The following is a 14,662-nucleotide window of genomic DNA, read 5'->3' on the forward strand; positions in this document are numbered from 1 at the left end:
AGCAGATTATGGAGATTTTTCACCAGACTGTATGCGCACCTATGGTTAGACACACTGCAGTGCTTCTCTACTGAAAATCTTTGTCCCTTTGCTTCTTTGTCCCTTTGAACTAAATCTAAGGTTTCGAAACTGCTGTAGGCACGCTCGCTCTTTGTCCGATAAAAACATCTGTCATTAAAACGTTTTCAGCATTTTCATTAGACAGAGCATTTTTTGCTTGTTTGATTTCTATGTTTTTTAAAGCTATGTTTTTGATTTTTTTATCGGGAAATCCTTGAATTACGATTCCAGATTCTGATGCTTTGTTACAAGTAATATTCGAAAAATGTATGTTAGATATATCCGATTGAAAACCTTTACCTTCTCCATGATAATTAGCTGTAATATACAAACAGTCTTCTACTTGATCTAACTCTATATTTCTAACAAAAACATTTCTAATATACCCACCACGATCTGCATTAGTTTTTAAATAAATTCCCCTTTTCAAATAACCTACTGTCTTACAATCTTCTACAAACACATTTTGTACGCCTGCCGACATTTCACTACCTATTACAACGCCATGCAAACCTTTAAAATTACAATTCCTAATTACAATATTTTGGCTTGGGGTTGCAGTATTTGCTCTACCCTCATGATCTCTCCCTGCTTTTATGGCCACATTATCGTCTCCGTTATCAAATGTCACATTTTCTATTAGAACGTCTTTTGCATATTCTGGGTCGATTCCATCATTGTTATGATTAAGCGATTTGTAGCTTATTCCACGAACGGTTATACTTTCTGATTTTAAAAGATGCAGGCACCAGAAGGGTGAATTTTCTATTCTGATATTTTCTACTAAGATGTTTTTGCAGTTTAAAAACTGAATCATTTGAGGTCTTAAGAAATAACCTTCTCCAAATTTTCTTTCTTCTAAAGAAGTGTTGTTATGATTCATTTCACGGCTTCTATTTTTACCTTCATTTTCTTTTGCTTTGAAGGTTTTCCAAGTCTTTCCGCCTTCTCCATCAATCGTTCCTTCACCAGAGATCGCAATATTGGTACAATTATTAGCGTAAATAAGCGGGCTATAATTGTAAAGCATTGTTCCTTCCCAACTTGTTAAAACCATTGGCAAATAATCTTTAGGATTATCGCTAAACTTTATTTTGGCTCCTTTTTCTATTTTAAGATTTACATTGCTCACAAAATGAATAGGCCCATTAACCTTGTAAATTCCCTTAGGAACTATTATCGTACCGCCATTATTCTTCTTACACAAAGCCATCGCTTTGTCAAAAACACTCTTATTGTCCCTTACAGAATCTCCTTTTGCTCCTAATTTCAAAACATTGATTTCATATTTTGGAATAGCAGGAAGCTGAATTCGTTTTACAATAGAATCGACTTTCTCTGAAGGAAAATCACTTTTCTGTGCAAATGATGCCCATGAAAGAAGTATTAGAAAAAGGTATTTGAAATTCATATTTTTTAATTTTTATTCTGAGTATATAGTCGCAGTTCTCAGTCAAAGTTTTAAGTTAAACTGGGACTAAAGAGAATACCAATTGACAATTTTGTCTTTAAGAATATTTTCAATCGAATATTGTGCTGCTTCTTTGTTTGAAAGCTGATGCGACCATTTCACTCTTTTTGAAGGCTGAAATCCTTCACCACTGCAATTGTATTCTGCATAAAAAGATTTTTTTTCTGCATCTGGTTTCGACCAATTTTCCCAACCTTCTGGCTTAATTTGTTTTCCCATTTCACAGTTAATAAAAACTGTTTTAGCATAAATACGCCATGGCCTTCCTAAATAAACATCTTTTGCTTCTGGATTTGCAGTAAGTTTGCAGTTTCTAAAAACGAATCCGAAAGGAGTTCCTTCTGGTGTTGAAGCGGCCGTGATATAAGAACTTTTAATACTGTGAATATTGCAATTTTCAAACAAAGCAGTTGCTCCTCCAAAAATAAAATCGGTCGTGCCTTCGATATAACAGTCTTTAAAATATTGTTTAGCACCTTTTCCTGACAGGTACAAAGTGTCTTGATTACCTAAAAGATTGCAATTGAAAATCTTAGCTCGGTTTGCAACGACAGATAATGCAATTGCTTGTCCATGCTCTCCCGAAGTATTTTTTATAGTAAGATTTGATGCCGAAAAATCATCTCCTTCTACCAAAACTGTATACGTATAGAAAGTGCTATTTCTTCCTAAAGCGATTTTAGAAAAATTATCATCATAAGTAATAATCGTATTTTCTTTGCTTTCGCCTTGTAAAACTACATTAGTATTCCATTCTGGAATTCGGACTTTCTCATTATAAATTCCGTTTTTTACAAAGATGGTTACTTTCTCATACGGAAACGCTGGAGTCGCATAAACAGCATCTTGTATTTTGGTATAATCTCCAGAACCGTCTTGCGCTACGGTAATATAATTTACATTTTTCTTTTCTGCAGCGCCTACTTTTGTTCCATTTTTAACTGCCCATTCTGGGTATTTTTTTAAAACTTCTTCGGGTTCATCAGAGTACCATGAGTAGCCATTTCTTCGTTCTGCACCAATCTGATCTATAGATTTCTTTTTAATTCCATCACGATCGCAAAAGAATGGTTCGTTGGTTTCCAAATCCATAAATCTTGCCCAAATTGGTTTAGCATTTACGGCAGGGATCATCTTTTTGTCTACGATTTTACCCGCATCATTTAGAACTCTTTTCTCTTCTAAATTGGTGATCTTAGTTTTTTCAAACCATGCTTGAGCACTTTTTACTGCGGTAACAATTTCTCTTGAAGGTTTATTAATTGACATTAAAAGCAGTGCAATTTTTGCCGATTCGTAGCCACTTAAAGAAGCTAATTCGAAAGCTCTTGCATTTGCAGGAAGCAGTGTAACTTCGTCATGCTGGGCGCACCAAGCGGTTAAAACTCCATTTTGTTTGTACTGTGTTTTTAAAATGCAGTCAATTCCTTTATCAAATGCTTTTTTGCATTTTTCAACAATTTCTGCTGAAGGTTTTATACTATAATAATCGCTTTGATCTGCAACTGCTTTTATGACATTCATGATGTTTACCATCGAGTTGTCATTGTATGTAATATGAGTATAGTAGCCTTTTTTTAAAGGATAAAACTGTGGCCATCCACCATTTGCATATTGTGCTTCAAGAAGATAATTTAGTCCTTTTAAAAAAGATTCTTGGTATCGTTCGTCTTTTATTTGTGCATACATTCTAGACATAAAAAGCATTTCTTGACAAGTTGCTCCGTTGTCTGTTGTTGTTTCTGCAGCAGTTTTCTTAAGGGCAGTTAAGTCTTTTTTCTGTTTTTCTGTCAATTCATCCTGCATTTGGATATTTTTTGGCCATCCGCCTATATCTCTTTGGTACAAGAGCACATTTTCAGCTATTCTTTTAGCTTCCGCCGAAGCAAACCAAGAAGCATCACTTTTTCTAATAATTTCTGGCCATCTTTTGTATGTATTCTGAGAGTTCACAGCAAAACTGTAAAGACATAAAAAAAGCACTATTTGTTTTTTTAACTGCATTATTTCCTTTATTTCGTTATTCTAAACCAATCTACTTCAACATTTCCAGAATCATTTTTAACTTCTTCCCCTAGAGCAAAAAGTCCAACTTTTGCACCAATCCATCTTCCTTCTTTAGCTTTAAAATCTTTTCCTACTTTTTGATAATTTTTATCATCTAGACTGTAAAAGAAACTACAAATTCCTCCTTTATTAATTTGCACTCTCAAATAAATTATATTGTTTTCTATTGTTATAGGTTCGGTTTCTGTTTCTGAAATTGTTTTATCAAATGTTCCCGTTTTCTGACTTAGGTAAAGTTTTCCATCATTATTTTTAAAACTGAGCAAACTATAATCTAATCCCATTACGATTAAACCTGTAGATTCACGATTTAGCCTCGGATGGAATGTCAATTTTGTTGTAGCTGTAAATTCTTCTGCTGGAAATTTTTGCAACAATAAATTTGGAGCATTAAAGATATTCTGGGAAGTAGTATTACAAAACAAATTCAAGTAACCTAAACTGGTTGGAAATCCCCAATTTATTTGTCTATTGGCTTGCCACTGCCATTGCAAACCTAATTTTGGTTCATTAAATTCATCAGATTCTGCTGGAGTTTCTATCGGGTATTTTTTACCAACATTTGGCTTATTATAAGTGGTAACAGGTTCTCCTATTCCATTTTTATCAAAATCTTCTCCCATTACCGGCCAATCGTTTACCCATTTCATCGGCTGTAGATGTACAATTCGCCCATAAGCGCCTTTATCCTGAAAATGGAAAAACCAATCTTCACCTGTCTGAGTAGTAACCCAAGCACCTTGATGCGGACCATTTATGTTGGTCGAACCTTGTTCTAAAACCTTCTTTTTTTCGTAAGGTCCGAAAACATTTTTCGATCTTAAAATAGTCTGCCAGCCTGTTGGAACACCACCTGCAGGAGCAAAAATGTAGTAGTAGCCATTTCTTTTATAAAACTTAGGGCCTTCAATTGTTTCTTCGCCTTTGTGCCCATCGATTACCATTACTGCATCGTCATTGATAACAGTTCCTTCCGGGTTCATACTGCAGACTACCAAAAGACTTTTAATCTGCGCTCGACTTCCCGCAAAAGCATGAGTTAAATATGCTTTACCATCGGTATCCCAAAGCGGACTAGGATCTATTAGTCCTTTTCCTGCTTTTACTAAAAGCGGTTCAGACCAAGGTCCTTCTGCTTTCTTTGCTTTTATCATATAAATTCCAAAATCGGGATCGGGATAGTATATGTAAAATTCATTTTTATGATAAGTTATGCTTGGCGCCCAAACTCCGTTTCCGTGCTGTACACTATTATATGTTTCAAATGGCGGCTGCTTTAGCAAAGCATGAGCAATTATTTTCCAGTTAACCAAATCCTTAGAATGCAAAATTGGAAGACCTGGAATACAATTGAAAGAAGAAGCTGTCATATAATAATCATCGCCTACGCGAACAACATCTGGATCTGAATAATCGGCATGCAGAATCGGATTGGTATAGGTTCCGTCTCCATTATCTGATGTCCAGACTTGTGCGTTATTCTTCTGCAAGCAAAAAACAGACAGCAGAAAAAGGATGATTTTTATAGTTTTCATTTTTAATTGATTATTTATTAATATCCCCAACGGGTTTATTTTTTGTCATTTCGACCGAAGGGAGAAATCACACTAGAAACTCTGTACAGAATGTCGCCAATCTTTGTCGAATTCCGAGTGTGATTTCTCCCTTCGGTCGAAATGACAAACTATATGTAAATCATTTACAATTGATAATTAAACATTAAAAATTATCTATTATCTATTTAATTCTATCGCAGCCAAAATAAAAGGTCCAGTCGCTTTAGGATCGTTGTCTTTTTTTCTTTCGTTTACGTAATATTCGTAAGAACCATCACGGTAAGGATTTCCACCTAAACCAGCTACTTGACAACAGTTTGTAAGTGTGATTCCACCATCTGCATCTACTTTTTTGATCAATACAGTAGTTAAACCGTCAAAAGCTTTATTTGCTGCTTTTTTAAATTTAGCCGGTAAATATCCTTTGTTTGCTCCTTTTGCATAAGCATACGCAAACATAGCTGAACCAGAAGCTTCTAAATAATTATCCTTTTCACCGCCTTTATCTGTAACTTGATACCATAAACCAGATGATTTATCTTGAAATTTAAGAATTGCTTCAGAAGCGTTGTTTAAATATTTAACCAATTCTTTTTGTTTTGGATGATCTTTTGGCATATAATCTAAAACATCAACCAAAGCCATTACATACCAACCTAGAGATCTAGACCAGAAATTAGGCGAATTTCCAGTTTCTTTATTTGCCCAAGGCATTTGTTTACTTTCGTCCCAAGCGTGATATAATAATCCTGTTTTTGGATCTGTTGCTTTTTGCTGAATTAACTCAAATTGTTTCGCGATATCATCAAAGCTTTTTCCATTTTCAAATTTAGCTGTGTATTCTGCATAGAATGGCTCTCCCATATACAAACCATCTAACCACATTTGGTTTGGATAAATTTGTTTGTGCCAGAATCCACCGCTTGGTGTTCTTGGCTGTTCTGCCAATTGTTTGCGAATCTGCTGTAAAGCTTTTAAATATCTATCTTCTTTAGTAGAAGCATAAATGTCAAAAAGCAAACGTCCAGGCACAACCAAATCAATGTTGAATTTATCAAATTCATAAGTATTGATCGTTCCGTCAGGCTGAACTAAATTATCTACATAGCCTCTGATATAAGCTTTGTATCTTGGATCGGGATTTTTTTTGTACAATTCTTCGATTGAATGCAATACTAAAGCGTGAACATAATCCCACTTTGGTTTTTTAGCATCGTCCAGCATATACGATTCTGGATGGCGCTTCATCAAGGTCAAGGCCATTTTATCCGACCATTTCAGATTTTTTCCAATTACAATGTCTTTTTTTGCTGGTTCTTGCGATGTTACTTTACAACTTGTAATAGTCATAAAACAAGCCATCAAAATTGACATAAAATAACCTTGCTTTCTACTCTTTTTCATTTCAAAATATATTTAAATTCTACTATTTTTCTAATTCTATTGCGGCTAAAATAAAAGGACCTAATCCGTGTGAATTATCTATTTTAATTTTTTCACCAATGTAATATTCATAAGAGCCGTCACGATAAGGATTCCCTCCTAACCCAGCGCTAGCACACACTTGGGTAATGTGTATTTCACCGTCTGTATCGACCGTCACAAGCTTTTTTACAATTCCATCAAATCCTTTTTCGGCTAACGTTTTGTAGCTTTTTGGCAAATATCCTTTTTTTGCTCCTTTTGCAAACGCGTAAATAAACATTTCAGACCCCGAAGCTTCAAGATAATTCCCTTTTCTATTTCCAGCATCTGTAACTTGATACCATAATCCCGATTTGTCTTGATATTTTGCAACTGCTTTCGAAATTTCATTCAAATACTGAACCAGTTCTTTTCTTTTAGAATGATTTTCTGGCATATAATCTAAAACATCTACCAAAGCCATCATGTACCAGCCTATCGATCGAGACCAAAAATTGGGTGAAGTTCCAGTTTCTTTATTGGCCCAATCCATTTTTTTGCTTTCATCCCAAGCATGAAAAAGAAGACCCGTTTTTTTGTCTAAAGTATGATTACGAATTAGCTCAAACTGTTTTGCAATATCATCGAAACCTTTTCCTTGCTCAAATTCAGCTGTATAATGGGCATAAAAAGGAGTTCCCATATACAATCCGTCCAACCACATTTGATTTGGATAAATTTTCTTATGCCAAAATCCTCCCGAATTTGTTCTTGGATGCGTTTCTAATTGTTTTCTTAGAACCTGCATGGCTTTAAGATAACGCTCTTCGTTTGTTTGCTTATAAACCTGAAAAAGTCCTTTCCCTGCATTGATGTAATCAATATTATAATCTTCTAATTTATAATTTAGAATATCTCCAGAGCTATTTATAACTGTTTCGTAATACTCTTTAACGTAATTGAAATAAATCGGATTATGTGTTTTACTGTACAGGTTTTCAAAAGCAGTCATTATAAGACCTAACTTATAGTCCCATTTTGGTTTTTCATTATTATCAATCTGCCAAGCTTTTGGATCGCGCTTCATAATAGAAAGAGCCATTCTTTCAGACCACTTCAAATCTTTAGAAATAGTAATTGTCTTTTCCTGAGCTGTTGCATTCAAAAACGAAAATAGCAGACAAACCATTACAATCAGTGAACCAAAATATTTTTTCTTTCTATCCATTATAAACGCTTATTTATTCCGATTGACCTAAAAATTACATTTTACCTTTTTTATTCAGCACTTCTAACTGTTTATCTAAATATTTAGCAAATTCTTCTTTAGTTTTAATTCCGTTTATTTCTTGTTCCCAAGCTCCTAAAAGGTAAAAAGTTACTGCCTTTGTTGTTGGTTTAAAAACTAAAAGATAATCTAAATCTGTATCTTCGATATTTTCGATCGTACTAACTTCATAAAAAAGTGCCATTCCTAATTTATCTGGAACCAAAGATTGTTCTCCGTAAGTTGCCAAATAAGCCCATTTTTTATTTTTACTTTCTTTTTTAAGCAATTCACCCGCTTTTGTTTTTACAATTCCTGTACAAATTCCTTTTATCGCTTGCGAAGCTTTAATGGTATGTTGCGTATAAAGCTGATCTGGTTTAATCGTCAATTCTGAAATAAAATCAATTTTATCAGAAGCTGTTTTCCATCCATAATAATTCACTTTTACTGTAGATTCGTTCGATTTGTTTGCTACAGTAGCAATTGTTGAATCTACTTCACGGAAGTGTAATTTTTCGTTGTTTAAATAACGGTCGATAGAACCAATACCGATTCCTTTACCAGCTTTTAAAATATCAGCTCCCCAATCGCTCATGTTGTGGTATGAATCAAATCCGTCTTGTCCTACAAGCGGAAGAATATTTTCTGATGTCTTTTTTCCGAAGATGTCAATGGCATTTCTCCAGTCTAAATACAAACGGTATCCAATTCTGTTGTTTTCCCACCCAGGTCCTTCATAACGAATGTCAAAAGAGTGATCTGTATGTTCTGGAGCCAGTTTTAATCGGTCCACATTTTTGAAAACAGTACCGCCTTTATACTTTCTTCCTTCCCATTTTCCGTCTGTTTTTGCAGATATTTCGGCGTACGTTTTATTGGTTTTAATGTCATATTTCTGCGCATTTACGGCAGTTAAACCCGCGAAAAATAAAATTGCTGTGGTGATTTTTGCTTTCATTTGTATTCTAAATTATTTAAAAATTTTATCTAAAAATCGTACGCTGTACGAGATTGTCTGTGTAAACCAAGGATCGTAAAACCAAAATGAGTGAGGCGAATCTGGAATTGTCTCCACTTCATTGTAGATTTTGTATTTATTCAAAATTGCAATCATATCATCTCTTCCAGCGTGAAATCTTGGAATACTGCTGCAGATATATAATACAGGTGGCGTATTTTTGTCTGTATGACTCAACGCCGAAGCATTTTTCCAATTTTCAGGGGTTTCATTCGATTTTCCTCCCAACCAAAATGCTGCTACATCCCCTTCTGTCGATTCTGGATGTTTGAATGCCAAAACTCCATCAACATCAATTATAGCATGAACTTCTGCTGAAGAACGGCTTTTAAAATTTTTATCTTCAAAAAGCGGACTATTATTTGTTGTACCAATCAAAGCTGCCATTTGGCCTCCCGCAGAACAGCCTAAAACCGCAATTTTGTTTGGATCTACATTAAACTTTGCCGCGTTATCTTTAATAAATTTTATAGCGTTCTTAACATCAATAACTCCTTCTGGATATTTTGCTTCTAATGACAATCTGTATTCTATAGCAAAGCAAGAATAACCTTTTGCAGCAATTTCTTTTCCAATAAATTGCATCTGATCTTTATTTCCTGATCGCCAACCTCCACCGTGAATCAGAATCACTGCCGGATTTTTTTTCTTTTTGGTATTGACAAAAGCATCAAAATGCAAAACATGATCCTGCTTTTGATTGTAAGCTATATCAAATGTTTCTTTAACATCTGGATTTGCCTTTACTTCTGGAATTGTAATAAACGGATGTTTCTTAATTAATTTAGCATAAGTGCTTTTAATAGTATACGATGTATCTACCTGGTATTGCTGACTTTGCATCACAATGGCATAAAAAAACAACACTAAGATTAATTTAAATTTTCCCATTTTCAATCTTTACTTTTTTAGTTAAGAAAGGAGTTCGACATATAGTCAAACTCCTTTTTAACTACTTCAAAAAACATAGTTCTCAAAAAACTAACAAATTACTAATAACCAGGATTTTGAGGAAAATCTTTATTCTGATTCAAATCTAAAGCTAATTGTGGAATTGGTCTTAAAATTTTAAGTTTACCATCTACACCAACAAAATTTGCTTCTTTAATTTTATAATTATAAGCTGAAGCTCTAGCTACCAATGTTCCTGTACGCTTTAAGTCGAACCAGCGTTTGTATTCGCCTAATAGCTCTCTTCCTCTTTCGTCTAGGATATAATCGATATTAAATTGAGCTGCAGTTGCGTTTGCCACACCCGCTCTTTTTCTTACTTCATTTAAACGAGCTAAACCTGTTCCTGGATTTCCTGCTTTTAAATAAGCTTCAGCAGCTACTAAATAAGTTTCTCCTAATCTTGCAACAATGATATCTCTTGTACTTACAGGTCCTGTACTTGATGGCGTAGTTGGATCTGGATCATCAAATTTCTTAACTGGAATAGTATAACAATCTAAGTTTTTGATTAACGTATGAGCAGCAGAATATTCTCCCCAAGGATGGTACACAAATGTTGAAGCCAATCTAGAAGCATTCGTTGTCATATAAGCCGTTTTATCTGCAGGCGTAAACCATTTTGGTTCATAAAAATGTCTCACTTTTAACGAAGCTGGATTTGAACTTCTGTAATATGGATAATATAAAACCGTTTTTGTAACTCCGTTTGTAGTTTCAGGCCCTTCTAAAATTTCTGTCATAAAAGTAGCATTCCATCTTGCATCTCCTTTTTCGTATAAACCTAGAGCATAGTCTGTAGGACATAAATTGTAACTTCTCAATGGAGCGCCTGTTTCTGCACCTCCTAAATAAGAACTGAAATAATAAAACTGATTGTTACCCAATTTTGTCGGATCTGTACTTGTTGAAGCTTTGTCGTACTGTACAGAGAAAATAGTTTCTGCATTTAAATCGTTTCCAGGTTTAAACAACTGATCGAATGCAATAGCCAGAGTTTGTCCTGCAATTGCAGCATCTGCGTAAGCTGCTGCTTTTGAGAAATCATCTGGTTTTGCAAAACTTTCGTATCCTCTTGTTAAATATACCTTTGCCAACAAATCGTTTACCGCTCTTTTATTTACTTTACCCGTTGTAGCATATGCTCCTGTACCTACATTCGCTAAGGCAAAATCTAAATCTGCTATGATTTGTGTGTACACCTCTTCTGCACTGTTTCTTGTAAAAGATAAAACTGGAGTTGTAATATTATCTAATACAATCGGAACACCGCCATAAGTTTGCACTAATAAGAAATAAGCATTTGCTCTTAAATAAAGCGCTTCACCAACAAGCGTATTAATATTTGGTGTCTGCTCTGTAATTGTAGAATAATATACAGTCTTATTTACCGCTTGAATCTGCTGATAACAAGAATTGTAAAGATCCTCGACATTTGTTGAAGATGGAATTAAAAGCGTATATTGGCTTAATCCTGCTGGTTCTGGAGTTCTTCCTTCAGCATACATATCTGTTCCTGCTTCAAAAAGCCACGGATTTCCTCCGTAAATTCCTTTCAGCCAAGCGTAATTTGTATTTACTAATAACTGGAAACCTGTTGCTGTTTTGTATGTTGCATCTGCCGGCACAAATGAACGGCTATCTTCCTCAATATATTCACTGCAAGAACTTACAGATGCAGCGATTATTCCTAACATTACTATTATTTTTTTCATTTGAATATCTTATTAAAATTTAACACTTAATCCCAATTGTGTAGTTACTGCTGCTGGACGGTTTACTCCAAAAGCAGAACCTGCCCATTCTGGATCGTAACCATCAAAATCTGTAAACACAAATGGATCTAGAACATTTACATAAATTCTGAAATTCGAAATTTTTAGTTTTTTCAATAAATCAGAATTTAAAGTGTAACCTAAAGATATATTTTTGATTTTCACATATGAAACATCTCTGTAGTACCCAAATAAAGAAGTCCAATAAGCACCCGCACCTGTCGCAACTGGTCCTGGTCTTGGGTTTGTAGTATTAGCGTTAGCCTCTATTCCTGCACCGTTGGTTGGAATAAAATAATCCATTGCTAATTTTTGACGTCCACGGTCACTTACATCAGCAAAGTTCTGGTGGAAGGTACTTAATACCGTTTGCCCTTGGCTTGTTAAAACTGAGAAATTAAAATCAAATTGTCCAACAGTTAGCTTTGAGTACAAACTACCTTGCCATTCTGGGTTTGGATTTCCGATAACTGTTCTATCATCTTGATTGAATTTACCGTCACCATTTAAATCTTTTGGTCTTGCTTGTCCTGGAGCCATTCCGTAAGATGCTGCCTGAGCCGCTTCACTTTCTTGCCAAACTCCATCATAAACATAATTGTAATTCGGGTTTAATGGCGCCCCAAGAATTAATTTATTACCAATATCACTTACTTTATCTTGATTGTAAATTGACTCTAATTTATTTACGTTTTTAGTAAAAGTAAAAGTAGTTTCCCAAGTCACCTTTCCAGATTTAATATTTTTCGTAGTCAATAAAGCTTCAATACCTTTATTACTTACAGAACCAACGTTTGCAAATGTATTTTTCCATCCTGATTCTGCTGGTAACTGTTGCTTGTAAATCAAATTATCTGATAATCTGTCATACACATCTACAGTACCGGTAATTCTATTGTTTAAGAATCCGAAGTCAACACCAATATTGTATTCTCTTGTTTTCTCCCACGTTAAATTTGGATTAGCCAGATTCTCTGACTGCCATCCTGGAAGAACATTTGCCCCTTGCGCATAAAATGTCTGTTGGTTTAATAATGCCTGAGAAGTGTAAGGCGCTACGTTATCGTTACCTGTATAACCAATACTAGCACGTAATTTTAAATCTGAAACCACTTTACTGTCTGATAGAAATGATTCTTTACTCAATTTCCATCCCAAAGCTAACGATGGAAAACTCTCCCATTTATTTCCTTCAGATAAAACAGATGAACCATCCCATCTTGTAGAGGCTGTAACCAAATATTTGTCTTTAAACGCATAGTTTAAACGTACAGCATAAGAATTTAATGTGTTTTTTGAAAAAGCAGATTTAACTACATAACTTGTTTGAGCTCCAGACCCCATGTTGTCTGTTCCAACATCAAAAGGTTGATTATTAGAATATAAGTATGAACTTTCATCTGTATTTGAATACAAACTTTGCAATAACAATACGCTTACATCATGAACTTCATTGAAAGTATGTTTCAAATCAATTTGATTATCCCAAGTATAGTTGAAGTTGTTTATATTTTCTAAAGTAGCAGAATTTTTTCCGTTTAATGTTACCCCAGCATTTGTTTGTGCTGTATAAGCTTTAGAATTTTGCGTATCCATAATTCCTGCCGCAAAAGTCGTTTTAAACGAAAGCCATTTTAGAGGCTGATATTGGAAATAAGCGTTACCAACTGTTTGCCATGTTTTTTCTGTTTGAGAAGAATTAGCAATTTCCATTAAAGGATTCACAGTAGACGTTTTATTGATCGCCCAAGAACCATCAGGATAAGTCAATTTCCCTGGCAAGAAAAACAAAGTTCCCACTTTCTCATTTCCTTGTGCATCAACCGCCCATGGAGACATAAGCGGACTTAATCTAAAAGCATCTTGCATAGCCAAATCACTTCCTAATTGATTGTCTAATCTTGCGATTGTAACATTAACTCCGGTAGAAAATTTATCGTTTATTTTATGATTCAATCCTAATTTGAAAGAATATTTATCTGTTGCATCATTTTCAATAAGTCCGCGATCGCTCTGGATTCCAAATCCTAAGTTATAGCTTAAGCCAGAATCCGCACGTCCAGAAATATTTAAATAATTATTTTCAGTCATTCCCGATTGAAGTACAGCATCATACCAGTCAAAATTGTAACCGCTGTTAGCACGAGAAACCAATAATGGACTCTGATTTCCTGCCAAAGCTGCCAATTGCGCTGGTGTTTGCGTAAGAGGCGTTGCGCTCATATAAGCCACTTGATGAAATTTCCACCACTCTTCTCCAGTCATCATTTTTGGCAATCTAGTTGCTATTTTATTTCCGTATGACGTATCAAAAGTTACGCTGATACCTGCCTTTGCGCTAGTACCACTTTTTGTTGTAACGATAATAACCCCGTTTGATCCTCTAGAACCATAAATAGCAGCAGATGAGGCATCTTTTAAAACGTCCATTCTAGCAATATCCTGCGGATTTAAGAAATCGATTCCATCCATAGGAACACCGTCTACAACATATAATGGTGAAGAACCTACCACACTTGGATTACTTGAATCTGCAATTAAAGAGTTGTTTCCTCTAATTACCACTTTGAAACCGTCTCCCGCACGTCCTGATGAAGACGAAATCTGAACCCCTGGCGTACTACCTTGAATCGCTTCTAAAGGATTGATTGTATTTCTTTCTGTGATTGTTGCTGCACTAATTGTACTAACAGATCCTGTAAGATCGGTCTTTTTTACAGAACCATATCCTACTACTACAACTTCTGTTAATGCATTTGATTGCTCTGCTAAACTAACATTGATTTTTGTTTTTCCAGCAACACTTACTTCTTGTGTCTGGAATCCTAGATAGCTAATTATTAAAGTAGCTTTACTGTTTGTTACATTAATTTTAAAACTTCCTTCAAAATCTGTCGAAGTTCCGTTTTTAGTTCCCTTTTCATTAATGTTTACCCCTGGTAGTGACATACCAGTCGCGTCGGTAATCTTCCCTTCAATTGTGGTTGACTGTGCATTTATAGAACTGCACAGTAGAAAATTTAGGAAAAAGAAAAATACAAAGTACTTATCTCTTTTCTTAGATAATTGTTTAATACTCATGTGGTTTAA

9 protein-coding genes are annotated in these 14,662 nt (G+C 34.9%); all 9 read right to left on the minus strand.

What is annotated here, in order from left to right; all coding sequences use genetic code 11:
* Positions 1-115: 115 nt before the first annotated feature.
* The 9 genes from ABTV69_RS19565 to ABTV69_RS19605 all read right to left on the minus strand — a co-directional run bounded on the left by ABTV69_RS19565 (position 116) and on the right by ABTV69_RS19605 (position 14,653).
* Entirely contained in the window at positions 116-1,471 is a 1,356-nt protein-coding gene (locus tag ABTV69_RS19565; RefSeq protein WP_433831794.1) for a glycoside hydrolase family 28 protein, read from the minus strand.
* A gap of 66 nt (positions 1,472-1,537) precedes the next feature.
* Complete coding sequence (pelA, locus tag ABTV69_RS19570) at positions 1,538-3,535, minus strand: pectate lyase (RefSeq protein WP_433831796.1); 1,998 nt, start codon at positions 3,533-3,535, stop codon at positions 1,538-1,540.
* Positions 3,536-3,543: 8 nt separating this feature from the next.
* The gene (locus ABTV69_RS19575; RefSeq protein ID WP_433831798.1) at positions 3,544-5,133 is read right to left on the minus strand and encodes a glycoside hydrolase family 43 protein; all 1,590 of its coding nucleotides are present in this window, start codon (positions 5,131-5,133) and stop codon (positions 3,544-3,546) included.
* A 198-nt stretch (positions 5,134-5,331) separates the two neighbouring features.
* Positions 5,332-6,558, minus strand: a complete 1,227-nt coding sequence (locus ABTV69_RS19580) for a glycoside hydrolase family 88/105 protein (RefSeq protein ID WP_433831800.1) — start codon at positions 6,556-6,558, stop codon at positions 5,332-5,334.
* A gap of 22 nt (positions 6,559-6,580) precedes the next feature.
* Positions 6,581-7,786: a glycoside hydrolase family 88/105 protein gene (locus tag ABTV69_RS19585; RefSeq protein ID WP_433831802.1), complete on the minus strand. Its 1,206-nt coding sequence runs from the start codon at positions 7,784-7,786 to the stop codon at positions 6,581-6,583.
* A gap of 34 nt (positions 7,787-7,820) precedes the next feature.
* On the minus strand, positions 7,821-8,786 hold the full coding sequence (locus tag ABTV69_RS19590; RefSeq protein ID WP_433831804.1) for a DUF4861 family protein: 966 nt from the start codon (positions 8,784-8,786) through the stop codon (positions 7,821-7,823).
* A 12-nt stretch (positions 8,787-8,798) separates the two neighbouring features.
* Positions 8,799-9,737, minus strand: a complete 939-nt coding sequence (locus ABTV69_RS19595) for an alpha/beta hydrolase fold domain-containing protein (protein ID WP_433831806.1) — start codon at positions 9,735-9,737, stop codon at positions 8,799-8,801.
* 101 nt (positions 9,738-9,838) lie between these two features.
* The gene (locus ABTV69_RS19600) at positions 9,839-11,512 is read right to left on the minus strand and encodes a RagB/SusD family nutrient uptake outer membrane protein (protein WP_433831808.1); all 1,674 of its coding nucleotides are present in this window, start codon (positions 11,510-11,512) and stop codon (positions 9,839-9,841) included.
* 12 nt (positions 11,513-11,524) lie between these two features.
* On the minus strand, positions 11,525-14,653 hold the full coding sequence (locus ABTV69_RS19605; RefSeq protein ID WP_433831810.1) for a SusC/RagA family TonB-linked outer membrane protein: 3,129 nt from the start codon (positions 14,651-14,653) through the stop codon (positions 11,525-11,527).
* Positions 14,654-14,662: the final 9 nt, after the last annotated feature.

The organism is Flavobacterium anhuiense (assembly GCF_050990855.1).
Taxonomy (GTDB): Bacteria; Bacteroidota; Bacteroidia; order Flavobacteriales; family Flavobacteriaceae; genus Flavobacterium; species Flavobacterium anhuiense_C.

Excerpts from the sequence above, each read along its gene's own strand:
- ABTV69_RS19585 (WP_433831802.1), bottom strand. The coding sequence starts at position 7,786 with ATGGATAGAAAGAAAAAATATTTTGGTTCACTGATTGTAATGGTTTGT.
- pelA (WP_433831796.1), bottom strand. The coding sequence starts at position 3,535 with ATGCAGTTAAAAAAACAAATAGTGCTTTTTTTATGTCTTTACAGTTTT.
- ABTV69_RS19565 (WP_433831794.1), bottom strand. The coding sequence starts at position 1,471 with ATGAATTTCAAATACCTTTTTCTAATACTTCTTTCATGGGCATCATTT.
- ABTV69_RS19590 (WP_433831804.1), bottom strand. The coding sequence starts at position 8,786 with ATGAAAGCAAAAATCACCACAGCAATTTTATTTTTCGCGGGTTTAACT.
- ABTV69_RS19575 (WP_433831798.1), bottom strand. The coding sequence starts at position 5,133 with ATGAAAACTATAAAAATCATCCTTTTTCTGCTGTCTGTTTTTTGCTTG.
- ABTV69_RS19595 (WP_433831806.1), bottom strand. The coding sequence starts at position 9,737 with ATGGGAAAATTTAAATTAATCTTAGTGTTGTTTTTTTATGCCATTGTG.
- ABTV69_RS19600 (WP_433831808.1), bottom strand. The coding sequence starts at position 11,512 with ATGAAAAAAATAATAGTAATGTTAGGAATAATCGCTGCATCTGTAAGT.
- ABTV69_RS19580 (WP_433831800.1), bottom strand. The coding sequence starts at position 6,558 with ATGAAAAAGAGTAGAAAGCAAGGTTATTTTATGTCAATTTTGATGGCT.
- ABTV69_RS19605 (WP_433831810.1), bottom strand. The coding sequence starts at position 14,653 with ATGAGTATTAAACAATTATCTAAGAAAAGAGATAAGTACTTTGTATTT.